This window comes from Micromonospora sp. DT227, assembly GCF_049841835.1.
GTDB lineage: Bacteria > Actinomycetota > Actinomycetes > Mycobacteriales > Micromonosporaceae > Micromonospora.
Genome location: NZ_JBNCLA010000001.1, coordinates 1,598,691 through 1,621,679, shown reverse-complemented (window position 1 = coordinate 1,621,679; position 22,989 = coordinate 1,598,691). Strand labels below are relative to the sequence as shown.

19 protein-coding genes are annotated in these 22,989 nt (G+C 73.0%); 3 read left to right on the top strand and 16 right to left on the bottom strand.

Features of this window, described 5'->3' with window-relative positions:
* From efeB to ACLQ2W_RS08195, 15 genes are all read right to left on the bottom strand, one after another.
* Complete coding sequence (gene efeB, locus ACLQ2W_RS08265; RefSeq protein WP_425785870.1) at positions 1-1,323, bottom strand: iron uptake transporter deferrochelatase/peroxidase subunit; 1,323 nt, start codon at positions 1,321-1,323, stop codon at positions 1-3.
* Positions 1,320-2,450, bottom strand: coding sequence for an iron uptake system protein EfeO (efeO, locus tag ACLQ2W_RS08260; protein WP_405092534.1), 1,131 nt, complete (start codon positions 2,448-2,450; stop codon positions 1,320-1,322). The genes efeB and efeO overlap by 4 nt, the downstream gene beginning before the upstream one ends.
* Before the next feature lie 29 nt (positions 2,451-2,479).
* On the bottom strand, positions 2,480-3,463 hold the full coding sequence (gene efeU / locus ACLQ2W_RS08255) for an iron uptake transporter permease EfeU (RefSeq protein ID WP_425785869.1): 984 nt from the start codon (positions 3,461-3,463) through the stop codon (positions 2,480-2,482).
* A 244-nt stretch (positions 3,464-3,707) separates the two neighbouring features.
* On the bottom strand, positions 3,708-5,207 hold the full coding sequence (gene ahcY, locus ACLQ2W_RS08250; RefSeq protein WP_425785868.1) for an adenosylhomocysteinase: 1,500 nt from the start codon (positions 5,205-5,207) through the stop codon (positions 3,708-3,710).
* 272 nt (positions 5,208-5,479) lie between these two features.
* The gene (manA, locus tag ACLQ2W_RS08245; protein WP_425785867.1) at positions 5,480-6,640 is read right to left on the bottom strand and encodes a mannose-6-phosphate isomerase, class I; all 1,161 of its coding nucleotides are present in this window, start codon (positions 6,638-6,640) and stop codon (positions 5,480-5,482) included.
* A gap of 3 nt (positions 6,641-6,643) precedes the next feature.
* Positions 6,644-7,690, bottom strand: a complete 1,047-nt coding sequence (locus ACLQ2W_RS08240; protein WP_425785866.1) for a cation diffusion facilitator family transporter — start codon at positions 7,688-7,690, stop codon at positions 6,644-6,646.
* A 28-nt stretch (positions 7,691-7,718) separates the two neighbouring features.
* Positions 7,719-8,915, bottom strand: coding sequence for an SIS domain-containing protein (locus ACLQ2W_RS08235; protein WP_107157731.1), 1,197 nt, complete (start codon positions 8,913-8,915; stop codon positions 7,719-7,721).
* On the bottom strand, positions 8,912-9,118 hold the full coding sequence (locus ACLQ2W_RS08230) for a Trm112 family protein (protein ID WP_425785865.1): 207 nt from the start codon (positions 9,116-9,118) through the stop codon (positions 8,912-8,914). Before ACLQ2W_RS08230 ends, ACLQ2W_RS08235 begins: the two co-directional genes overlap by 4 nt.
* A 159-nt stretch (positions 9,119-9,277) precedes the next feature.
* Positions 9,278-10,252 (bottom strand): hypothetical protein, encoded by a 975-nt coding sequence (locus ACLQ2W_RS08225; protein ID WP_425785864.1) that lies wholly within the window; start codon positions 10,250-10,252, stop codon positions 9,278-9,280.
* 113 nt (positions 10,253-10,365) lie between these two features.
* A complete protein-coding gene (nfi, locus tag ACLQ2W_RS08220; protein ID WP_425786035.1) occupies positions 10,366-11,043 on the bottom strand; it encodes a deoxyribonuclease V in 678 nt (225 codons plus the stop codon).
* A gap of 53 nt (positions 11,044-11,096) precedes the next feature.
* Entirely contained in the window at positions 11,097-11,669 is a 573-nt protein-coding gene (locus tag ACLQ2W_RS08215) for a DinB family protein (RefSeq protein WP_425785863.1), read from the bottom strand.
* Positions 11,670-11,685: 16 nt separating this feature from the next.
* On the bottom strand, positions 11,686-12,126 hold the full coding sequence (locus tag ACLQ2W_RS08210) for a hypothetical protein (RefSeq protein WP_425785862.1): 441 nt from the start codon (positions 12,124-12,126) through the stop codon (positions 11,686-11,688).
* Entirely contained in the window at positions 12,123-16,394 is a 4,272-nt protein-coding gene (locus ACLQ2W_RS08205; protein ID WP_425786034.1) for a toxin glutamine deamidase domain-containing protein, read from the bottom strand. The genes ACLQ2W_RS08210 and ACLQ2W_RS08205 overlap by 4 nt, the downstream gene beginning before the upstream one ends.
* A 24-nt stretch (positions 16,395-16,418) precedes the next feature.
* The gene (locus tag ACLQ2W_RS08200; RefSeq protein WP_425785861.1) at positions 16,419-16,775 is read right to left on the bottom strand and encodes a hypothetical protein; all 357 of its coding nucleotides are present in this window, start codon (positions 16,773-16,775) and stop codon (positions 16,419-16,421) included.
* A 2-nt stretch (positions 16,776-16,777) separates the two neighbouring features.
* Positions 16,778-17,134 (bottom strand): YbaB/EbfC family nucleoid-associated protein, encoded by a 357-nt coding sequence (locus ACLQ2W_RS08195; protein WP_425785860.1) that lies wholly within the window; start codon positions 17,132-17,134, stop codon positions 16,778-16,780.
* A 138-nt stretch (positions 17,135-17,272) separates the two neighbouring features.
* Here ACLQ2W_RS08195 and ACLQ2W_RS08190 point away from each other — a divergent pair, with 138 nt between their 5' ends.
* Positions 17,273-18,505, top strand: a complete 1,233-nt coding sequence (locus tag ACLQ2W_RS08190; RefSeq protein ID WP_425785859.1) for an SUKH-3 domain-containing protein — start codon at positions 17,273-17,275, stop codon at positions 18,503-18,505.
* A 4-nt stretch (positions 18,506-18,509) separates the two neighbouring features.
* Here the strand turns inward: ACLQ2W_RS08190 and ACLQ2W_RS08185 are convergent, their stop codons facing one another.
* Positions 18,510-19,949, bottom strand: coding sequence for an aldehyde dehydrogenase family protein (locus ACLQ2W_RS08185; protein WP_425785858.1), 1,440 nt, complete (start codon positions 19,947-19,949; stop codon positions 18,510-18,512).
* A 142-nt stretch (positions 19,950-20,091) separates the two neighbouring features.
* On the opposite strand from ACLQ2W_RS08185, the gene ACLQ2W_RS08180 reads away from it, so the two are divergent.
* Positions 20,092-21,528 carry a gamma-aminobutyraldehyde dehydrogenase gene (locus tag ACLQ2W_RS08180; RefSeq protein WP_281944026.1) on the top strand — a complete coding sequence of 479 codons (1,437 nt, stop codon included), beginning with the start codon at positions 20,092-20,094 and terminating at the stop codon, positions 21,526-21,528.
* A gap of 4 nt (positions 21,529-21,532) precedes the next feature.
* A complete protein-coding gene (gabT, locus tag ACLQ2W_RS08175) occupies positions 21,533-22,804 on the top strand; it encodes a 4-aminobutyrate--2-oxoglutarate transaminase (protein ID WP_425785857.1) in 1,272 nt (423 codons plus the stop codon).
* Positions 22,805-22,989 lie beyond the last annotated feature (185 nt).

Sequence of the window (22,989 nt, the reverse complement as noted above, 5' to 3'; positions counted from 1 at the left end):
TCAGGAGAACAGTGTCCGGCCCCACCAGTCGGCGGCGTCGCGGACGCCCGGCGGGCAGGCGAACAGGCCGCTGGAGACGTGGCGGAGGTACTCGTTCATCGCGTCGTTGCGGGCCAGCCGCGTCTGGATCGGCACGAACTGCTTGCGCGGGTCCCGCTGGTAGGCGATGAAGAACAGCCCGGCGTCGAGCCGGCCCAGCCCGTCCGAGCCGTCCACGAAGTTGTAGCCGCGACGCAGCAGGCGGGCGCCGCCGTTCTGGTCCGGGTGGGCGAGTCGCACGTGCGCGGTCGGCGCGATGATCGGCTCGCCGTCGTCGCCCTTGGCGGCGAAGTCCGGCTCGTCGAACTCGTCGCGCCGGCCGAGCGGGGCGCCGCTGCCCTTGGTCCGGCCGGTGATCATCTCCTGCTCGGCCAGCGGGCTGCGGTCCCAGGTCTCGATCAGCATTCGGATCTTGCGGGTGACCAGGTAGGAGCCGCCGGCCATCCAGTCCGGGCCGTCGCCGGGCTGCACCCAGAGCTGCTCGCGCAGCAGGTCGGCGTCCTCGGCCTTGAGGTTGGCGGTGCCGTCCTTGAAGCCGAACAGGTTACGCGGCGTGGCCTGGTCCCGCGACGTCGACGAGGTACGCCCGAACCCGAGCTGCGACCAGCGGACGCTGACCACGCCCATGCCGATCCGGGCCAGGTTACGGATGGCGTGCACCGCCACCTGCGGGTCGTTGGCGCAGGCCTGGACGCAGATGTCGCCGCCGGACAGCTCCGGCTTGAGCGCGTCGCCGGCGAAGTGCGGGAGGTCGGCCAACGCGGCGGGGCGGCGGTCGGCGATGCCGAACCGGTCCCGGCCCTGGGCGTCGCGGAACAGCGACGGGCCGAAGCCGACCGTGACGGTGAGCTGCGACGGGGGCAGCCCGAGCGCCTCGCCGGTGTCGTCCGGCGGGGCTTCCGGCACGCCACCGACCGCACCGATCAGCCCGGCGTCCTTGCCGGCGGTCATCCGGGCCGCGGCGGCGGTCCACTCCTGGAGCATCGCGACCAGCCGGTCCCGGTCCTTGGTGACCACGTCGAACGCGACGAAGTGCAGCCGGTCCTGGGCCGCGGTGGTGATGCCGGCCTGGTGTTCGCCGAGGAACGGCACCGCCCCGGCGGCCGTCTCGGTGGCCGACGCCTGGCCGCCACCGGCGATCAGCGCGCCCGCGCCGGCCGCCACCGCGCCGACACCGGCCGCGCCGACACCGGCCAGGGTCATCGCCCGCCGGCGGGAGATCCCGCGACCGGGCTGCTCGCTGTTCGGCTCGCTCGTCGCGTCACCGCCGGCCGGGGTGCTCATCGCGCGACGGCCGCCGCGATCTTGCTGACCGGCTCGGCCAGCGCGTTGATGCTGTCCGACAGCTCCTTCAGCTCGGTCTTGCTGAGCTGGGTGTGCAGCTTCCAGCCGTCCCCGGCCCGGTGCTTGCCGAGCGCGGCCTCCACGTTGGCGAACTCGGCGTCGAGCTGCTTGACCAGGTCGGGCGCGCGCTGTTCCAGGGCCGGGCGCAGCGCGCCGACGGCGGCCTTCGAGCCCTCCAGGTTGGCGTTGAAGTCCCAGAGGTCGGTGTGCGAGTACCGCTCCTCCTCGCCGGTGATCTTGCCGCTGGCAACCTCGTCGAGCAGTGCTTTGGCGCCGTTGGCGAGCTGGAGCGGGGTGAGCTTCTCGGCGTCGGCCTTGGCCACGATCGCCTTGACGTCGACCAGGAGCTGGTCGGCGATCGGGCCGTCCTTGCTGATGTCGCCGGTGGTCCAGAGGTCCTTCTCGATCCGGTGGAAGCCGGTGAACTCCATGCCCTCCTCGACCACCTCCTCGCGACCGTCGATCTTCGGGTCGAGGTCGCCGAAGCTCTCCGCGACCGGCTCGATCCGCTCCCAGTAGGTGCGGGCCACCGGGTAGAGCGCCTTGGCCTTGGCCACGTCGTTGCCCTTGACCGCGGCCACGAACTCCTCGGTCCTGGTCAGCAGCGCGGCGGTCTGGCTGCGCACGTAGCGCTGGTAGCTGGCGGTGGCCTCGGTGAGCGCGGCGTCCGGCGCGACGCTCGCGGCGGTGCCGCTGACCTTCAGCGCGCCCCGGATGCCCCGGCCGCTCATCCCCGGCTTGCAGGCGGTCTCGTACGTCCCGGCGGGCAGCTCGACGCGCAGCTCCCGGCTCAGCCCGGGGGCGATGTTCTCCACCTCGCCCATCACCCGGTCGCCGGCGGCGTACACGTAGAACTCGTTGACCTTGGAGCCGTTGTTGGTCACCTTGAACGTCACCTGACCGGCGTCGATCTCGGTGCTGCCGACCTCGCAGGCGCTGTCCGTCGCCTTGACGGCGATCGGGCCGCCGGCGGTCGCGTCGGCGTCGTCACCACCGCCGCAACCGGTCAGGCCGGCGACGGCGAGCAACCCGGCGGCGGCGGGCGCGACGAATCGAGTGGTACGCATCGGTGCGGGATCTCCTCGGAAACGGGCGGTCAGGCGCGCGGGGACGGGACGGCGGCGGCGTCGACCGCTGCCGGCGCGGGCTCGGGGGTGGTCGCGGTGGACTCGGCCGGCGCGTTCCCGGCCGGGGCGGCGGTCGGCGCGTTGGCGGCTGCCGGGGCGGCGGTCGGCGCGTTGGCGGCCGGGGCGGCGGGGGGCTTGGCCGGCGCGGCCGGCTTGCGCAGGAAGAGCACCAACACCGGCACCGCGTACGCGACCCAGGCGATCAGTTCCAGCACGGTCGGCGCGGCGGTGATGTTGAACATGCCGGCGAGCAGCGCGCCGTACCAGGCGTTCGGGTCGAGCGTGGCGGAGATGTCGAAGGCCTGGTTGTTCAGGCCGGGCAGCACGCCGGCCTCCTGGAAGTCGTGCACGCCGTACTTGAGGATGCCGGCGGCGACCAGGATCAGCAGCGCGCCGGTCCAGGTGAAGAAGCGACTCAGGTTGATCTTCAGGGCGCTGCGGTAGAGCAGGAAGCCGATCACCACGGCGGTGGCGATGCCGCCGACCAGGGCGAGCAGCGAGCCCGCGCCGGTGCCGCCGGCCACGCTCTCGGCCGCGGCGTAGAAGATCAGCGCGGTCTCCAGGCCCTCCCGGACCACCGCGAGGAAGGCCATGCCGGCGACCGCCAGCGACCCGACGGCGAGCGCCTCGGTGAGCTTCCCGCGCAGCTCGCCCGCGATGGAGCGGGCCGCCCGGCGCATCCAGAAGATCATCCAGGTCACGAACACGACGGCGGCGACCGAGGTCACCGCCTCGAAGAACTCGCGCGACTCGGAGGTCCGCAGCAGCGAGGTCGAGGTGTACTGGATCAGCGAGCCGAAGACGACGGAGAGCACCACGGCCAGGCCGACGCCGGCCCAGACCTGGGGCAGCCGGTCACGCCGTTGCGACTTCACCAGGAAGGCGACCAGGATGCTGACCACCAGGGTCGCTTCCAGGCCCTCCCGCAGGCCGATCAGGTACGTGGCGAACATCCGTAACTCCGTAGTCGGTCAGGCATGCCTCAGTTAACTTAGGGCAGCCATACCTTGCTCCTGTTCCGGCACGGCGTCAAGTTGTTCACGGCAACGTCACCCCGCCGGCCGCGACCGTCGTCCCAGCCTCGTCCCGGGCCGGCCGGATCGGACAGGGCCGGAGGACCCGTTCGTCCCCGCGTACGCGAGAAGGGACCGGGACGGCCGCGCGGCGGCCGACCCCGGTCCCTTCCGGGAGTGGAACTCAGTAGCGGTAGTGCTCCGGCTTGAACGGGCCCTCCTGGGAGACGCCCAGGTAGGAGGCCTGCTCCTTGGTCAGCGTGGTCAGCTTGGCGCCGAGCGCGTCCAGGTGCAGCCGGGCGACCTTCTCGTCCAGGTGCTTGGGCAGCACGTAGACGCCGATCGGGTACTCGTCGGTCTTGGTGAACAGCTCGATCTGGGCGATGGTCTGGTTGGCGAACGAGTTCGACATCACGAAGCTCGGGTGCCCGGTGGCGTTGCCCAGGTTCAGCAGGCGACCCTCGGAGAGCACGATGATGGCGTGGCCGTCGTCGAACCGCCACACGTCGACCTGCGGCTTGATGTTCTCCCGGGTCACGTCGCCGCGCTTGGCCAGGCCGGCCATGTCGATCTCGTTGTCGAAGTGGCCGATGTTGCCCACGATGGCCTGGTGCTTCATCCGGGCCATGTGCTCGTTGGTGATCACGTCGAAGCAGCCGGTCGCGGTGATGAAGATGTCGGCCTGCTCGACCACGTCGTCCAGCGTGGCGACCTGGTAGCCGTCCATCGCGGCCTGGAGCGCGCAGATCGGGTCGACCTCGGTCACCACGACCCGGGCGCCCTGGCCACGCAGCGACTCGGCGCAGCCCTTGCCCACGTCGCCGTAGCCCATCACGACGGCCATCTTGCCGCCGATCAGCACGTCGGTGGCCCGGTTGATGCCGTCGATGAGCGAGTGGCGGCAGCCGTACTTGTTGTCGAACTTGCTCTTGGTCACCGAGTCGTTGACGTTGATGGCCGGGAAGAGCAGCGTGCCGGCACGGTGCATCTCGTAGAGCCGGTGCACACCGGTGGTGGTCTCCTCGGTGACGCCCTTGATGCCGGCGGCGATCCGGGTCCAGCGCTGGTTGTCCTCGCCGAGCGAGCGGTGCAGCACCTGGAGGATGACCGCGTACTCCTCGGAGTCGGCGGACTCGACCGGCGGCACGACGCCGGCCTTCTCGAACTCGGCGCCCTTGTGCACCAGCAGCGTGGCGTCGCCGCCGTCGTCGAGGATCATGTTCGGGCCCTGCCCGTCGGGCCAGGCGAGCACCTGCTCGGTGCACCACCAGTACTCCTCCAGCGTCTCGCCCTTCCAGGCGTAGACCGGGACGCCGGCCGGGGCCTCCGGAGTGCCCTCGGCGCCGACCACGATGGCCGCGGCGGCGTGGTCCTGGGTGGAGAAGATGTTGCAGGACGCCCAGCGGACCTGCGCGCCGAGCGCGACCAGGGTCTCGATCAGGACGGCGGTCTGCACGGTCATGTGCAGCGACCCGGTGATGCGGGCGCCGGCGAGCGGCTGGGCGTCGGCGAACTCGCGCCGGATCGCCATCAGGCCGGGCATCTCGTGCTCGGCGAGCCGGATCTCCTTGCGCCCGAACTCGGCGAGCGACAGATCCGCCACCTTGTAGTCGCCCTCGGCGAGGGTGCTCGGCCGGGCGCCGGACGGCGCGCCGCTGGGGGCCGCCGGAAGCGTGCTGGTCATGGAAGCTCCTGTCGAACGAAGGGCTGCGCAGCCTTCCACCTTACGCGCGTGGGCCCGCTCACCCGGCTCCGGTTGGCGCAGGAGCGGCGAAAAGCGCACGGGGGCGGACGGTCGTGGACGACTTTCCGTCCACGGCCCGGCCACCCCCGTGCATCCCCCCGGTTTGGATCCCCGCGCGTTCCCGGACGTTCGTCGCGACAACGCTGCGTACACAAAGACTCACACTGAGCGACCAGCTCGTCAAGCGGTTCCGGGAAATCGGCGCCGCGGGCTCAGGACAGACCGCAGGTGGCCACGAACGCCTCGCCGTCGCCGGTGAGCACCAGCGGGCCGCCGGCGGCGGTGCCGACCGCGGACCGGCCGGCGGCCAACGTCACCACGCCGACCCCGTCGTCCACGGTCAGCTTGCCGGCCCCGCAGAGCACCACCCGCGGACCGGGCAGCGTGAACCGCACCTCCGGCGACGCGGCGCCCACCACCACCCGGTGCAACGCGAAATCCTCCACCGGCACCGGCCAGGTGGACACGCCGGGCGCCACCGGTTCCGGCCGCAGCACCGGATCGGCCAGCACCTCGAACCGGAGCACCCGCAGCAACTCGTCCACGTCGATCCGCTTCGAGGTCAACCCGCCGCGCAGCACGTTGTCGCTCGCCGCCATGATCTCCACGCCGGTGCCGCGCAGGTAGGCGTGCAGGTTGCCGGCCGGCATCCAGATCCCCTCGCCCGGCGCCAGCCGCACCCGGTTCAGCAGCAGCGCCACCACCACGCCCGGGTCGGTCGGATAACCGGCCGCGAGCGTGCGGACCAGCGCCGCACCCGGGGACGCCGGCCCGGCGGTCGCCGCCGCCAGCACGGCCGCCACCAGCCCGGCACGCTCCGACTCCGGCCAGCTCAACAGCGCGCGTACGGCCTCCCGCAGCCCCGCCGGACCGCCACGCAACGCGGCCACCACCGGCGCCAACGCGGGTACGCCGAACCCGGCGAGCACCGCCGCCGACTCGGCCGGGTCCCGGAAGCCGCAGAGCGCGTCGAACTCGGAGAGCGCCACCAACAGCTCCGGCTTGTGGTACGGGTCGACGTAGTTGACCCGCCCGGCGTCCGCCGCGTGCCCGGTGCGGGCCTGCTCGGCGTCCGGATGCGCCTGGAGGCTCAGCGGCGCGTCGGCGGCCAGCACCTTCAGCAGGAACGGCAGCCGGGTGCCGAACCGGCCGACCAGGCGCTCGCCCAGCCAGTGCCCCGGCTCGGCCAGCAACAACTCGGTGAGACTCACCGGGCCGCCGTCCCGGTCGACGGTGGCCGGGGCACCCGGGTGGGCGCCCAGCCACAGCTCGGCCTCCGGCCCGTCGCTCGGCACCGCCCGGCCCTGCAACTGCGCGATCGCGGTGCGCGAGCCCCAGGCGTAGTCCCGGATCCGGCCCTGCATCAACTCCATCGGTCAGCCCCCGGGCCGCCCGGCCACCTCGTCGGCCTTCGTCGTCTCCGGCGCGGTCGCGTCGTCCGTCTGCGCCTCCGTCTCCGCCTCCGGCACGGCGGTGTCGGCGGCCTGGCCGGTGCCCGCCCGCTGCGCCGCCGCGCTCCAGATGTCCGGCTCCAGGTAGATCACCCGGGCGATCGGCACCTCGCGGCGGATCCGCGCCTCGACCGCGTTGATGCCCCGGGCCAACTCCTCCGCGCTCTCGCAGGCCGGCACCGCGATCTTCGCGGCCACCAGCAGCTCCTCCGGGCCGAGGTAGAGCGTCTTCATGTGGATGATCCGCTCGACCTCCGGGCCGCCGGTGACGGCCTGCTCGATCTTGGCCAGCTCGCTGCGCTCGGCACCCTCACCGAGCAGCAGGCTCTTGGTCTCGATCGCCAGCGTGATCGCGATGATCACCAGCAGCACGCCGATCATCGCGGTGCCGGCCGCGTCCCACATGCCGTTGCCGGTGATCAGCGTCATGCCGACGCCGAACAGCGCGAAGACCAGACCCACCAGCGCGCCGAAGTCCTCCAGCAGCACCACCGGCAGCTCCGGGGCCTTGGCCCGGCGGATGAACCGGACCCAGGTCTGCTTGCCCCGGATCAGGTTCGACTCCTTGATCGCGGTGCGGAACGAGAAGCCCTCCATCACGATCGCCGAGAGCAGCACCACCACCGGCACCCACTGCCAGCTGTCGATCCCGTGCGGGTCGGCCGCCTTGTGGTACGCCTCGTAGAGCGCGAACAGGCCACCGAGGCTGAACAGCACGATCGCCACGATGAACGCGTAGATGTAGCGCTCCCGGCCGTAGCCGAACGGGTGCTGCGGCGTGGCCTCCCGCTTGGCCCGCCGGCCGCCGATCAGCAGCAGACCCTGGTTGCCGGAGTCGGCGACCGAGTGGATCGACTCCGCCAGCATCGACGACGAGCCGGTCAGCAGGAACGCGATGAACTTGGTGACGGCGATGCCGAGGTTCGCCGCCAGGGCGGCGACGATCGCCTTGGTGCCCCCGTTTGCGCTCATGCCCCGCCTCGCTCGATGCCGCACATGCTCACTGGTTTGCCAGCTCCTTCATTTCCGTGATGGCCGGAACCGCCATCGGGTCCAGCCCGTGTGCCAGGGCGAGGTAGATCGAGGCGAAGTCCGGCACCGCCACCAGCGACGCGAGCCGCTCCAGCGCGGAGCCACCCTCGGCGGTCACCACGTCGCAGCGCACCCCGCGCCGCTCGGCGAGCGTCTGCACCGCGTCCGCGCGGCGCTCCTCCACCGCCAGCGGCTCGTCGGTGTCGTCGTCGGCGTTGAGGCCGCCGTCGCGCAGCAGCACCAGCCGCAGCCGGATGCCGTCCGGGTCGGAGTCGTCGGGGTCGGCGAAGATGTCCCGCTCGCCCTCGGCCAGCCCGCCGAAGACGCCGTCGAGCAGCCCCACCCGGCCCCGGCCGGCCTCGCCCAGCGCACCGCTCACCACCGGGTAGCGGGAGTTCGCGGACAGCGTGTCACCGAACCGGCGGGCGGCCACGGTGGCCAGCGGGGACGAACCCCACACGATCGGGATCGACCCGGCCAGCCCCAACGCGAGGGACTTCGCCGGATTGACGAACGACTCGGCGGTCGGCCGGCACCGGTCGGCGTCGGCGTCCAGCCGGGCCGCGGTCTCGGCCAGATCCGCCTCGTTGACCTTCACGAGGCCGAGCGTACGGGCGGCGAGCAGGACCGGCACGGTGAGCGCCCACAGGCTGGCCCGGGCCGGGGCCCGCCGCGGCACCGGGATGAACGGCGCGCGGGCCCGCTCCGCCACCGACTGGAGTTGCGAGTCCGGAGCGCCGACCGCGACCAGCCGGGCGCCGCGCCGGTGCGCCGCCTCGGCCGCGCCCAACGCCTCCGGGCTACGGCCGGAGGCGCTCACCGCGATGACCACGTCCGCCGCGCCCACCCAGCCGGGCACGCCGGCGCTGCGGTGCGGGATCACCGGCACCGGGCAGCGCGGCCCGGCGACCGTGGCCAGCACGTCCCCGGTACGCCCGGCGGTGCCGATGCCGGCGATGACCACCGCACGGGGTCGCCCGTCGTCGGCCAGCACGGACAGGTTCGCCTCGGCGGCCAACGCCGCCGACTCGCGTACCTGGGCGCCGGCGGAGGCGGTGAACCGCAGCATCCCGCCCGGATCCCGCTCGCCGAGCTGCGCCGGATCGTCCAGCAGGGCCTCGTCCGCGTGCCGGTGCCCGCTCACCCCGGCCGTACCGTCCATCACCGCGACGACCCGCCCCGCGCGTCGTCAGCCACCGGACCGCCCCGCGCCTCGTCCAGGAGCAGCACCGGGACGTCGTCCCGGACCTCGAAGACGCGACCGCACTCGGTGCAGGTCAACGTCTGCGCCTGCGGGTCGTAGTCGAGCGGGGCGTGGTGTGTGTCCGGGCAGGCGAGGATCTCGAGCAACTGCGGGTCCAGGGCCACGGCGCGGCTCCTTCCACGTATGTGGTCTCACCGGTCGGCGGTGCCGTCCGGCGCACGCGATCTTAACGGCGAACCGGCCCCGGCACCCGGCCCCGTTCGACACCCGGCCGGCCGGGTCCACCCATGGTCACGGTAAACCCGGGAGCCGTCGGGTCCGGCTCAGTCCGGCATGCGGGGCAACAGGCTGGTGGCGTCCCCGTCCGCGGGGGGCGCCGGCGGGGACCCGGCGGGCGGCGTCCCGTACACGTTGCCGGTCGGGCGCGGTGGCGTGGCGCCGCCGCCGCCGCCGTACACCGTCGGGGCCGGCCCGGGCGCCCCGGAACGGTAGGTGGTGCTGCTGCGGGGCAGCGGGACCGGGGGATGCTCGACCACCGGGCCGTCGTCCGTCCGGTCCGCGCGGCTGCGGCGCACCAGCAGGACGATCAGCGCGACGCCGACCAGGACCAGCCCGATGCCGAACCACATGATCATGGAACCTCCGAAGGACGAATCGTCGGCCGCGGCACCGGCGGCCGGCTCGACGGCGGCGACCACCGCCGACGTGCCCGCCGTCTCCGGCGGCGTGGCGGCGACCGTGCTGGGCGTGGGGGTCGGCGACGGCTTGCGGGAGGGCGTCGGGCTCGGGCTCGGCGTCGGCGGCGCGCCCACCAGCCGGGCCGACCGGCCGGCCCGGCCGAGCACCTGGCCGTTCGCGGCACTCGCCTCACCGGCGATCTCCAGCCGCCCGCCCACGGCGCCGGACAGGAAGGACACCCGGTAGCGCACCGCCGCGCCCTTGCCCTTGCACAGCGGCCGCTCGACCGACGCCACCTGGGAGGTGGTCACCACGCCGCCACCACCGGAGACCGGCACCCCCACCCAGCGGCCACCGGACGCCACCTGCACCCGGACCTGATCGGCCCGCAGACCGTCCAGCCGCAAGCCGAGCGTGGTGCGCAGCGACACGCACCCCTCGGTGCGCTTGCGCACCTCGACCGTCACCGCGCCCGCCGAGCCGCCGGCCGTGAAGCTGCCCGCCGAGCGCAGCCCGACCCGGTCGCCGTCAGCCAGCGCCGGGGACGCCGCAGCGACCACCAGGCCACCCAGCATCGCACCGGCCGTGGCCCAACGCGCCGCGTGCCGCCTCACCGACATCCCCACCTCACCGTTTCCGTCCCGGGACGAGATCCGCCGGTCAGGTTACTACCGGGCCACCTGGGCACCCGCTCATCGAGCGCCCCACATGTGTGCAGCGTTACGTGCCCCGGTCAGCTCCGGTCGCCACCCGCCGCGAGGGCCCGACGGCAGAGCTGGTCGGCCGTCCGGGTGGTCTCCGGCAGCCGGTACCGGGGCGTCAGAGCCAGTACCCGCTCCACCGCCCCGTCCAACCCGATCCGGTGCCCGACGCTGACGAAGACCGGCCGGACCCCGTCCCGGGTCCGCAGCACCCGCCCGACCACCTCCCCGCCGTCCCGCAGGTCGGCCCGGTCGCCGCGCCGTGGGCCCGGCCCGGTCCACGAACCGACGAGCGGCGTCTTGCCCACCCCGATCGCCGGCAGCCCGGTCACCAGACCCAGGTGGCAGGCCAACCCGAACCGGCGCGGGTGCGCCACCCCGTGCCCGTCGCACACCAGCAGCTCCGGGCGGACGGTCAGCCGCTCCAACGCGGTGAGCAGCGCCGGCATCTCCCGGAAGGCGAACAACCCCGGCACGTACGGGAACGCCGGCCGCCCCACGCACACCGCCTCGTCCACCACGGCCAGGGTGGCCGCGTCCAGCACCGTGACGGCCGCCGCGAGCCGGTCACCGCTCTCCGCGTACGCGACGTCCAGCCCGGCCACCGTCGCGGGCGCGCTCGGACCGGGCCCGACCAGGTCGACCCGAGACCGCAACTCCTCCTGTACGCGCAGCGCCTCCGCCACGTCGGCCGGCGGCCGGTACCGAATCCCCGCCGTCGGCGGCCCGGCCTGCTGCCCGGGGCGCGCAGGGTCGGCGCGCGTCACCGGCCCACCCGACCGTCGATCCGCTCGCGCAGCAGATCGGCGTGCCCGTTGTGCCGGGCGTACTCCCCGATCGCGTGCACCAGCAGCTCCCGCAGCGAGACCACCCGGTCACCCCGGTGACCCCTGACCTCCAGGTTCGGCGCCTCCGCCACGAACCGCTCGGCGAACGTCACCTCACGGCGCCACGCCGTCCACGCCTGCGCGACCAGCGCCGGATCGGCGACGGCGCCGGTGAAGGACTCGTCCACGTCACCTGTCGGCCAGATCCGCGACACATCCTTCCCGGCCATGACGCGGCGGAACCAGTGCCGCTCACGCTCCGCGGCATGACGGAGCAGCCCGAGCAACGACAGCGTCGACGGTGGCACCGACCGCCGGGCAAGTTGCTCCGCGTCGAGCCCGGCGCACTTCAGTTCCAGAGTGCGACGGTGGTACCTCAACTCGCCGGCCAGGATGCTCCGCTCGTCCGCCCCCGGATCTTCGACGCGGGGATCCTCGTCCGGCGCGACGAACATGTCCTCCCAGCCGAACCGGCGTGCCGGAAGGGCGGCTCCGGCATCGGTGCTCATGACCGGCACGCGACCATCAGGAGGCCGCGATGGTCGGGTCGGCACCGGGGTCCCCGGCCCGTTGGAGCTGCTCCTCGAACATCACAAAGGTCCGCCGCCGGATGCCCGCGACGAGTGCCGCTTCCTCCGGTGTGTACGCGCGCCTCTCGGCGGTGGCCTGCTCGTCGATCGCCCGCACCGTCTCGTAGAGCGCGAAGACGGGCCCGTCGCCCTTGAGGTAGCGACCGCGCTCTTCTTCGACACGCTGCACGAATCGGTCAGCCGACCGCACGAAGATGTCGCCACCCATGGCGAAAACTATCTCGTCGACAACGTCGTCAGCTGCCTGCCAGCCGCCCGTTCGGTGGTCTAACCGCCAGGCGGTCAGACCACCGTCCGCTGTCGGCATGATCTTCACGGGGTTGTCGTAGTAGTCGTAGTAGCCGGCAAGGCCGAGCCCGTCCGCCGCTTCCGTCATGGCTTTCCACCGCTCAGAGTCGATTGGAGTGCGGCCCAGAAGTGTTCGCGCTGGCGCCGGACGAGGCCCTTCCGGATCGCTGACTCCGCCACGGAGAGGTTACGACCCTCGCTCCGGGGCACCGCCTCGAGGTCACGCCAGACCTCGAACAGGGAGTGCTCCCATTCGGCCACCTGATCAAGCGCAGCCAGCTGCAGTCGAAATTCGCCGATATGGCCCGTGGCGGTTCGCACCAGCAGCTGGATGTCTCGATACCCGCTGTCCTGGGGGTCACGGAATCGATCCTCGAATCTCGCCACATCAAGATGAGGATTGCCGGACAGGATCGCCAGCCCCGCGTACAAGTCATCCAACGTCTGATAAGAAACTCTGCCGGCTGCAAGGTCTCGAAGGCGGTCGACTCTGCCGCCATTTCGAGCAACCTTGTCCTCGGCCCGAGCCCGGTCCTTGGGCCCGGGGCGTGGCCTGTATTCGGCCTCGTTCGTCGACATCTGAGCCAAGTCGCTGCCGAGCAAGTCGAGTTCACGCTGGGCGACGGCGGCATCCTGATACAGCCGATCCAGATACGACGTTGAATACGACGAATCGGCGAGACGAGCCTTGTCGAACCCCGGCTGGAGCGGCATCGGGCGCTCGCCGTCGAAACGCCGACTCACCTCGTTCTGCCCGGGACGGAGCGGGGTGGCCTCAACAGGAGCTACGGACGCTGAGGCGACGGCTTTCGCGCCACGTTCCCGGATCTCCTGGACCACGTCACCGAGGACGTCGATGGCCTGTTGGTGGCTGGCGAGATGGTGCAGGGTCACCGGCCTGGCGGTCAGCGAGTTGGCGAGTTCCGGCGTCGCCAGGATCATCCGCACCAGGTCGGGACGCTCCGCGAGCTGCCGCACCAACGTCTCGGCGAGCAGCTCCTCCCGCCGCGGCGGGGCCTCCCAGCTCTGGTCCAGCATCCGCTGCACGCGGGCGTCGGTGAACAGCCGTTTCAGGTCACCGGCCGCGGCCTCGTCGAGCCCTGGCACGAGCCGCCGCAACGTCGCCCCGTCGGCGTGCTGCGCCAACTCGACCGGAGTCACCCCGGCGGCGAAGGCGTCAGCCAGGCTGCCGCTCGCCGCCAGCGCGTCGCGCACGTAGAGCCCGGCGGCGATGCGGTCCGCATGGGCCGCACGGTGCGTGTCGCGTATCCGGACGGGCGTCGGCTCGGCCTCGGGCGCGCTGCCCGGGACCGGGGTGCCCGGCGGGCGGTGCAAGGTGGTGGACTCGCCGAGCAGGTGGACGCGGTTGAAGTCGGGCGTGCCCCCGTGGCCTTGCGGCAGCGGGTCGGGCGGCCGTGGCGGCGCCGGACGGTGCCGTGGCTCGGGCAGCACGTTGAAGTCGCCGGGCGGCCGGCTGGCGAGCGGCATCGGCCGGCCGTCCGGGCCGAGGACCAGGGCGTCCACCCCCACCACGTTCCCCTCGAACGGGACGCCGCTGTGCCGGTAGAGCGGCTGCCCCGCCACCATCCCGCTCTGTGGGTCGAGGTAGAGCACCGTGCCGTTCTGGTTGAGCGCGACCCAGGCGTGCGAGCCGCCGCCCTCGAAACTGGTGATGAGAAAGGCGTAGCTGCCGTGACCGCCCGACGCCAGTTGCGCGTGCAGGTCGCGGTAGCCGCGCTCGACCAGCCGCCGCCGGGCCGCGCCGGTCACCCCGGCGCGGTCGGGCCCGCACAGGTTCTGGAACCGGCCGCCCGTCGTCTCCTCGACCCGCAGCGGGCCGTCGATCTCGCCGCCGACCGGCCGGCGCACGTCGCCCGCGAGATAACCGTCGAAGGTACGCGGCGCGGCGACCCGTGGCCGACCGTGCACCCAGGTCTCGAAGAGGGACAGCGTGCAGTCGAGGCAGTTGATCCCCCGGGTCGCGTCGGCGGCCGGGCCACCGTCGTTGGCCAGCCGGAACCAGTCGCCGTGCCGGGGATCGGCGGTTCGGATCACGCTGCCGTCGGGGTTGCGGGGCATCTGTCGTTCGAGGTCGGTCTGGTGCAGCGCGAGCGGAGGCCGGAGTCCTCCGCGCCGGCCGTAGGGGCGGGACCGGTCGACCGGCGGCGGGTGACCGTGGCCGGTGAGCGCGGAGTGGTCGGCCGTCTCCACCGCGCCGAGCGCCAGGTCCGCCACGTCGTCGTTGATCCGGTAGAAGTCGAGGTCGTCCTCGACCATCACCCGTTCCGGCAGGCGCTTGCCGGCACGTATCGCGTCCGCCTCGTCGACCGCCCGGTAATGCAGGCGTTCCCGCAGCCGTCCCTCGCGCACGTGCTGGTCGGCGAGCTGGTGCTGCCCGGCCTGGCGCAGCTCGTAGCCTCGGGTGAGCAGCCAGCGCGCTGCCTCGTAGTGCTGATCGGCAAGGTCGCGGAGCTCCTTGACCTGCGCCTGCCGCCGATTCTCCTCGTGCAGCGTCCGCTGGGATTGCAGGTAGCCCTGGTAACGCCGCCGGTCCAGGGCCTCGCGGTCGGCCGCCAGTCGCGCGGCCCGCTGCTGGAAGGTCTCGCGGTGCGGGGGCCGGTGCTGCGGCGGACCGGGAATCGGGGACGAGGGATCGGCGGAGGGATGCGGTGGGGCCAACGAGTCCAGTAGCGGGAAGCGAGGGTTCGGCACCGGCCGGGGATCAGGGCCGACGCCGGGTGCTCCCGGGTTCGGCGCGACCTGGGGATGAGGCGGCGGAACTGGCGGCGCGGCGAGGTGCCCGTCGAACCCACCGGCGGTGATCCGATCCGGTGACGGCGGCATCGCCGGGTACGGATGGTCGACGGGCGGCGGCGAGAGTGTTGTCGGGGCCGCCGCCTGCACGGGTGTGGTGGGTGCCGGAGCATGGGTGTCGGTCACCGCCGGCGTCGGGCCCGCGCCGTGCCAAGCGTCGGCGGCCCCGGGAAGAGCGGTGCCGGGGTTCGGCGTGTCGACGGCCACCGAGGACAGCATCGGAGTGGTGGTCGAGGTGGTTGTCACGACGGCGGAATCGACGTTTTCCAGGGCGGGCAGCGTCGGGGCGGTCAGCTCCGGCGTTGGGTGTGCCGCGCCCACCGGGTCGAGGTACGGAGCCGCCGTCACGGCATCGGCCAGCGGGGTCGAAGGAAGCGGGCCAGCAACCGGCCGGGAGTGCGCGACCGGCTCACCACTCTGCGCGGACGGCGGCCCGCCGGACCGCTGGTCCGGAACGAGACCGGCCGGACCGGGCCCGGATGATCCCTCCGGGCCGACCGGCGGCAGGTCCAGGCCGACCGGCGGGGCCGTGAGGCCGCCCAGCTTCCCGTCGAGCCGGTGGTGCAGCGCCGTCTCGGTCTGCCCGGTGGCGGAACCGCTCACGCCGGACGCCGCGGCGCGAGCGAGGTCTTCCAGTGACGGGCCCTGACCGGTGGCCAGCCCGGCCGCGATCTCGGCGAGGCTCTCGCCGGCCATCTCGCGCCCGAAGCGCTCCCCGACCTGCGCGAACCGCCCGCTCGCATGCCGACCCAGTCCGGCCAGCGGCGCGACCGCGCCGCCGGCGAAGCCCCCGAGCCCTGACGCGCCCACGTCGGTCAGGTCGAGGCCGTTCCGGCGGCCGGTGGAGTTCTGGTACGCCTGGGTGGCCAGGCTGGTGCCCGCCTCCTGCCCGGCCTCCGCCAGGCCGGCGAGCACGGCCTTGCGAGCGAGACCCCGGGCACCGCTCTTGACGGCCTCCTTCGCGGCCCGTTCGCCGGCCTCCTTCAGGCCTTCCTTGACCGCCTTGCGGGCCAACTGGGCCACCAGCCGCTTGAAGATCTGTTGCACGGCGATCCGGGTGGCGGTGATCGCGGCGCCGGCCGCCGGTGACGCCGCGCCGAGCGTGAGCACGGTGACCACCGCGAGGGACAGCAGTTCGACGACCAGGATGCCCAGCTCGATCCAGGCTTCCAGCTTCGCGCCCTCGATGTCGCAGCCGCAGGAGTCGACGAGCCGCCCCAACTCGTCGGTGGCCGCCACGAGGGCGTGCAGCGGCGCGTCCTCGCCCCCCGCCACCTTGTCCCAGGCGGTGTCGAACGCGTGCGCCACCGGACCGACGCCGCCGTATCCGCTCCTCACCTCACCGGCGGCGGTGGTCGCCTCGTCGCGCGGGCCGGCCAGGACGCCGGCGACGGAGTACCACTGGTCGGCCAGGTCCCAGACGGCGCGCTCGTTGCCCTCCGGCCATTCCACGCCGACCACCCAGTCGAGCGCCTCGTAGATCCAGCCGGGCACGTCCCAGGGGCAGTAGTCGAGCGGGTGCGGGATCGGGCTGGGCAACATGCTCACGCGCGGATCCTCCGGTGGTCAGCGCCAGGGCCGATGCGGATTGTGCCGTTGGTGCGGGATCTTCCCGAGGTCACGGGCGTTGCCCAGATCGGTCTCCACGGTCGCGGTGACCGAGCGGACCACGTCCGACCCGAGCCCTTCGAGCGAGCGTCCGAGCAGCTCCCACGCCCGCAGCAGCGTCTCGGCGTAGCCCTGGTAGTGCTTGTCGAACGCGGCGCCGATGTCGTCGCGCCCCCACGGTCGTCGGCCACCCGCCGCGGCGATCGGATCGCCGGTCTCGCGCCGGGCCGCGGTGACGGCCCTGCCGGTCGCGGCCAGGTCGCCGCCCCCGCGCCGGGCGCGGTCCGCGTCCAGCCAGATCCCTTCCCCGGCCACGGTCACTCGCCGCGCGACGCCACGGCGTCGGCCCGGCCGAGCAGCGCGCCGAAGTCATGGGTACGCAGGAACTCGACCGACGACGAGCCGGGCGGCAGATAGCCGGCGACCAGTTCACGGGTGGCGGCGGACGCGGCGGCGGAGGCACGCAGCACGGTCTCGGTGATCTTCCGGCTCAGCGCCCGGGCATCCCGATCGTGGAACACGGCGGGACTCACCTCGACGGTGATCAGCTCGCCGCGCGCCCCGACCACGACGGTGATCTGTCCGTCGTCGGAGCGTTCGGTCACCCGCAACTCGGCCAGCCTGGTCTGGAGCTCGTCCAGGCCGGACCGCAGTCGTTGGTACTGGCCGTACACCTCGTCGAACCTCGCACGCAGCGCACGGTTTGCATCCCGATCGGCACTCTCGGCCACCACCGCTCCCCTTCCGTCACCGTGGGTAGGGCCGACCATACCGGGTGCCACGGAATCCGTGGGGTCCGGTAATTTCAGGTGGTGATCGAGCGACAGCAGGCCGAGCAGATCGCCTCCGTCTGGGCCCGGCGGGACTCCGACCGTCTCGGTTTCCCCTGCACGCCCGTGGTCGAGGAGTTCGACCTGGGTTACGTGGTGCTGTCCACCGTGTCCACCGAGGCGCGGGCCCTGCCCGGCGACCTGCCGACCACGGTCATCGACAAGGAGACCGGCGAGGTCTCCACCTGGCCCCGGGTGCCGGCGTCGGCGGTCGAGCAGATGTACCGGCAACGCCGGCCGGCCGCGCCGCGCGCCCCCCGTGCGGTCGACCCGGCCGGGCAGTTGCTCCGCGAGCTGACCCGGCTGCCCACGCCCGGCGCGGCGGCGCACCTCACCCTGGACGGCCGGCTGCACGTCGCGCAGGGCGCGAAGGGCGACGTCGAGCTGCACCACCATCCACTCGTCCGGTCCTATCTCGACGAGCTGCCCGCCGGTCACCTGGTGCGGGGCGGCGATCGGCACGCGGAGATGATCGTCGTCTCCGACGCGTTGCACGAGCACGACCACCGTCGCGCCGCCGGAGGGCTACCGCCGCTGACGCTCGACGAGGCACGCGAGCTGCTCGGCGCGGGGCGGATCGAGACCTTCCGGAGCCGCGAGCCGGGCGACCCGGCGGCCGGGGCGGCCGAGCTGCCCTGCGATTCGTGCGTCAGGTTCCTGGTGCGTTTCGCGGTCCTGCCCTGGTCCGATCTCGCCTTCGTCGAGGAGTGGCGTCCGGAGCCGCGCGAGCTCGTCCAGCCGGGCAGGTTTCCCGACGAGGTCGCTCATGCGCTGGCGGACGGTGGATGGCAGCTCAGCATGTTCAACGAGGCCCTCGCGATGGGCGCGATCGCCGAGACCACCGAGGTGGCGGGCCAACATCACCGACATGAGGTCTTCCCGGCCGCCGAGGCGGCGCTCACCGCGTTCCCGGCCGTCCTGAGCCGACGCCGAGGGCCGGGGGAACAGGTGTGGATCAGTCGGTTCACGACGAATCCGCTCCGCGCCGCGCACACCGCCGACACCCTCGCCGACTTCGGCGCGGTCCTCGGTGTCCGCCTCTTCCCGTTGGGCAGCGAACGTCAGGAGAGCATCCTCGCGGTCGACGAGCACGGCCGGGTCTTCGCGCTCGACCAGGCCGGCGAGTGGTTCCTCGGCGCCGACGTCGATGCCGCTCTCACCACGCTGCTGCTCGGCCGTGCCGCCCCCCGGGTCCGCGATGACGGCACCTGGTGACCGCCTACAACGCCACCCCGGTGAGCACCAGGACGCGCGGCTCGGTGTAGTCGTCCATCGCGCTGCGCAGCCCTTCCCGCCCGACGCCCGAGCCTTTCACCCCGCCGTACGGCATCTGGTCGGCCCGGTACGACGGCACGTCGCCGACGATCACGCCGCCGACCTCCAGCGTCCGGGCGGCGGCGAACGCCACGTCCAGCCGGTGGGTGAAGACACCGGCCTGCAATCCGTACGCGGAGTCGTTGACCGCGGCGAACGCGGCCTGGTCGTCCGGGACCTGGGCGACCACGAGCACCGGCCCGAACACCTCCTCGGCGCAGACCTTCGCGTCGGCCGGCACGCCGCTGAGCACGGTCGGCGGGTAGGTCGCGCCGTCGCGCCGGCCGCCCACCTCGATGGTGGCCCCGGCGGCGACCGCCTCGTCCACCCACGCCTCCACCCGCTGCGCCGCCTCGACGGACACCAGCGGCCCGACGTCGGTCAGCTCGGAGCGGGGGTCGCCGGTGCGCAGTTCCTCGACGGCGGTGACGAGCCGGGGCAGGAAGCCGTCGTGGAGCCGTTCGTGCACGTAGACCCGCTGCACCGCGATGCACGACTGCCCGGCCTGGTAGTTCGAGAACGTGGCGATGCGGTGCGCGGCGAATGTCAGGTCCTCGTCGGCCGACCAGTCCCCGCAGATCACCGCCGCCGCGTTGCCGCCCAACTCCAGCGTGACGTGCTTGTCCGGGGCGGCGCGGCGGATGGCCGCGCCGACCGGGCCGGAGCCGGTGAACGAGACCACCGGCAGGCGCGGGTCGGCGACCAGTTCGGCGGCGCGTTCGTTGGGCAGCGGCAGCACCGAGAAGATGCCGTCGGGCAGGTCGGTCTCGGCGAGGATCTCGCCGAGCAGCAGCGCGGTGAGCGGGGTGGCCGGGGCCGGTTTGACCACGATCGGGGCACCGACGGCGAGCGCCGGGGCGACCTTGTGGGCGACCAGGTTGAGCGGGAAGTTGAACGGGGTGATGCCGAGCACCGGCCCGCGCGGCACGCGCCGGACCAGCGCGATCCGGCCGGTGGCGGCCGGGTCGGTGTCGAGGCGTTGCAACTCGCCGGAGAAGCGGCGGGCCTCCTCGGCGGCCCAGCGGAACGTCGAGATCGCGCGCCCGACCTCGGCCTTCGCCCACTTGACCGGCTTGCCGTTCTCGGCGGTGATCAGCGCGGCGACCTCGTCGGCCCGTTCGGCGATCCGCCGGGACACGTGGTCCAGGGCGGCCGCGCGGACGTGCGCGGGCAGGGCCGCGGCCTCCGCGGCCACCCGGGCGGCGCCCGCGACGGCGGCTTCGACCTGGTCGGCCGTGGCGAGTGTGGTACGCCCCACCGCTCGCCCGTCGTACGGGTGGGTGACGGTCAGCTCTGCCTCGCCGTGGGCGGGGCGGCCGGCGACGTAGAAGGCTCTCGGCTCCACGTCCGGCAGCGTAGACCAGGAACGCTCGCGCGGAAACAGTTGCCCAAACCCTTGTCTGCCTCGAATTCAGTAGCCAAGATGGCAGTCAGATTGCGAGAACCTCCGCTGACCTTCCTTCCGGCCACCCTCTCGGAGACTTGAGATGAGCGACCAGCAGCAGCTGCGCAACTTCGTCAACGGCGAGTACGTCGACCCGGTGGACGGCGGCTACGCCGATCTGGTCGACCCGTGCACCGGCGAGGTGTTCGCCCGCGCCCCCGTGTCCGGGCCGGCGGACGTGGACGCGGCGATGCGGGCCGCCTCCACCGCGTTCGAGGGCTGGCGGGACGCCACCCCGGCGGAGCGGCAGCGGGCGATGCTGAAGTTCGCTGACGCGGTGGAGGCCCGGGCCGCCGACCTGGTCGACGCGGAGGTGCGCAACACCGGCAAACCCCGGCAGCTCACCACCGACGAGGAGCTGCCGCCGGCCGTGGACGAGCTGCGGTTCTTCGCCGGCGCGGCGCGCCTGCTGGAGGGGCGTTCGGCGGGTGAGTACCTGGCCGGCCACACGTCGTACGTGCGGCGCGAGCCGATCGGCGTCTGCGCGCAGGTGACGCCCTGGAACTACCCGCTGATGATGGCGGTCTGGAAGATCGCCCCGGCCCTCGCCGCCGGCAACGCGGTGGTGCTGAAGCCGTCGGACACCACGCCGGTGTCGACGCTGCTGCTGGCCGAGATCGCCGCCGAGCACCTGCCGCCGGGTGTGTTCAACGTGGTCTGCGGCGACCGGGACACCGGTCGTACGCTGGTCTCCCACCCGACCCCGCAGCTCGTGTCGATCACCGGCTCGACCAGGGCGGGCATGGAGGTCGCCGCCGCGGCGGCGCCGGACCTGAAGCGGACCCACCTGGAGCTGGGCGGCAAGGCCCCGGTGGTGATCTTCGACGACGCGGACGTGGCGGCGGCGGCCGAGGCGATCGCGGTGGGCGGCTACTTCAACGCCGGCCAGGACTGCACCGCCGCGACCCGGGTGCTGACCGGCCCGGGCATCCACGACGACTTCGTGGCCGCGCTCACCGAGCAGGCCCGCAACACCCGCACCGGCGGGCCGGACGACGCGGACGTGCTCTACGGCCCGTTGAACAACGCCAACCAGCTCGCCCGGGTCAGCGGCTTCGTGGACCGCCTGCCGGATCACGCGGACGTCACCACCGGCGGCAGCCGGGTCGGCGAGCGGGGCTTCTTCTACGCCCCGACCGTGGTCTCCGGCGTCCGGCAGGCCGACGAGATCATCCAGGACGAGGTGTTCGGGCCGGTGATCACCGTGCAGCGGTTCTCCGACGAGGACGAGGCGGTGCGCTGGGCCAACGGCGTCGAGTACGGCCTGTCCGCCTCGGTCTGGACCCGCGACCACGGCCGGGCCATGCGGATGACCCGCCGGCTGGACTTCGGCTGCGTCTGGGTGAACACGCACATCCCGTTCGTGTCGGAGATGCCGCACGGCGGCTTCAAGCACTCCGGCCACGGCAAGGACCTGTCGGTCTACAGCCTGGAGGACTACACCCGGATCAAGCACGTCATGCACCACATCGAGGGCTGACCCCATGGCATCCAGCGAGGAGCTGCGCAAGCGCCGCACGTCGGCGGTGGCCCGGGGCGTGGGCAGCGTCGTCGACGCGTACGTGGACAGGGCGGGCGGCGGGACGCTCACCGACGTGGACGGGCGGGAGTGGATCGACTTCGCGGCCGGCATCGCGGTCACCAACGTGGGCAACTCCGCCCCGAAGGTGGTCGAGGCGGTCCGCGCCCAGGTCGAACGGTTCACCCACACCTGTTTCATGGTCGCGCCGTACGAGTCGTACGTGGCGGTGTGCGAGCAGCTCAACGCGGTGACGCCGGGCGGCTTCGAGAAGCGGTCGGCGCTGTTCAACTCCGGCGCCGAGGCGGTGGAGAACGCGGTGAAGATCGCCCGCCACGCGACCGGGCGGCCGGCGGTGGTGGTGTTCGACCACGCGTACCACGGTCGGACCAACCTGACCATGGCGTTGACCGCGAAGAACATGCCGTACAAGCACCGGTTCGGGCCGTTCGCCGGGGAGGTCTACCGGGTGCCGATGTCGTATCCGCTGCGCGACGGCGGGCTCGACGGGGCGACCGCGGCGGCTCGGTCGATCGAGATGATCGAGAAGCAGGTGGGCGCGGAGAACGTGGCCGCGCTGCTGATCGAGCCGATCCAGGGCGAGGGCGGCTTCGTCGTACCCGCGACGGGGTTCCTGCCGGCGTTGCGCGAGTGGGCGACGGCGGCCGGGGTGGTCTTCGTCGCCGACGAGATCCAGACCGGTTTCTGCCGCACCGGTGACTGGTTCGCCTGCGCGCACGAGGGCGTCGAGCCGGACCTGGTCACGCTCGCCAAGGGCATGGCCGGCGGGCTGCCGCTGGCGGCGGTGACCGGGCGGGCGGAGCTGATGGACGCGGTGCACGTCGGTGGTCTCGGGGGCACGTACGGCGGCAACCCGGTCGCCTGCGCCGCCGCGCTCGCGGCGATGGAGACGATGCGGGAGCTGGACCTGTCGGCCGCGGCCCGGCGGATCGGCGCGGTGATGGGCGAGCGGCTGCACGCGATCGCCGCCCGTGACCCGCGGGTCGCCGAGGTACGCGGCCGGGGCGCGATGCTCGCCATGGAGATCGTGCAGCCGGGCGGGACCACCCCCGATCCGGTGGCCACGGCGGCGCTGTCGGCGGCCTGCCACGCGGCCGGGCTGCTCACCCTGACCTGCGGCACCTACGGCAACGTGTTGCGTTTCCTGCCCCCGCTGGTGATCGCCGACAGCGAGTTGGGCCGCGGCCTCGACATTCTCGATGCCGCATTCGGCTGACCCGGCCGCCCCTGATCGTGGAGCACCACGGGCCTGATCCCCCCAGGTCCCGCCCGTGGTGTTCCACTCCCCTCGTGGTCAGCGCATCCCCTCGTGGTCAGCGCAGCAACTGCACCGTGTTGCGGCGGATGACGTTCTTGCCCGGCTCGCGGACCAGGTCCATGGCCGCCGCGTTGAGCAACACG

Bases quoted from the DNA above. Each gene is read 5' to 3' on its own strand.
- ACLQ2W_RS08225 (WP_425785864.1), bottom strand. From the start codon at position 10,252: ATGTCGGTGAGGCGGCACGCGGCGCGTTGGGCCACGGCCGGTGCGATG.
- efeU (WP_425785869.1), bottom strand. From the start codon at position 3,463: ATGTTCGCCACGTACCTGATCGGCCTGCGGGAGGGCCTGGAAGCGACC.
- ACLQ2W_RS08180 (WP_281944026.1), top strand. From the start codon at position 20,092: ATGAGCGACCAGCAGCAGCTGCGCAACTTCGTCAACGGCGAGTACGTC.
- efeB (WP_425785870.1), bottom strand. From the start codon at position 1,323: ATGAGCACCCCGGCCGGCGGTGACGCGACGAGCGAGCCGAACAGCGAG.
- ACLQ2W_RS08205 (WP_425786034.1), bottom strand. From the start codon at position 16,394: ATGTTGCCCAGCCCGATCCCGCACCCGCTCGACTACTGCCCCTGGGAC.
- ACLQ2W_RS08215 (WP_425785863.1), bottom strand. From the start codon at position 11,669: ATGAGCACCGATGCCGGAGCCGCCCTTCCGGCACGCCGGTTCGGCTGG.
- ACLQ2W_RS08210 (WP_425785862.1), bottom strand. From the start codon at position 12,126: ATGACGGAAGCGGCGGACGGGCTCGGCCTTGCCGGCTACTACGACTAC.
- efeO (WP_405092534.1), bottom strand. From the start codon at position 2,450: ATGCGTACCACTCGATTCGTCGCGCCCGCCGCCGCCGGGTTGCTCGCC.
- ahcY (WP_425785868.1), bottom strand. From the start codon at position 5,207: ATGACCAGCACGCTTCCGGCGGCCCCCAGCGGCGCGCCGTCCGGCGCC.
- manA (WP_425785867.1), bottom strand. From the start codon at position 6,640: ATGGAGTTGATGCAGGGCCGGATCCGGGACTACGCCTGGGGCTCGCGC.
- gabT (WP_425785857.1), top strand. From the start codon at position 21,533: ATGGCATCCAGCGAGGAGCTGCGCAAGCGCCGCACGTCGGCGGTGGCC.
- ACLQ2W_RS08240 (WP_425785866.1), bottom strand. From the start codon at position 7,690: ATGAGCGCAAACGGGGGCACCAAGGCGATCGTCGCCGCCCTGGCGGCG.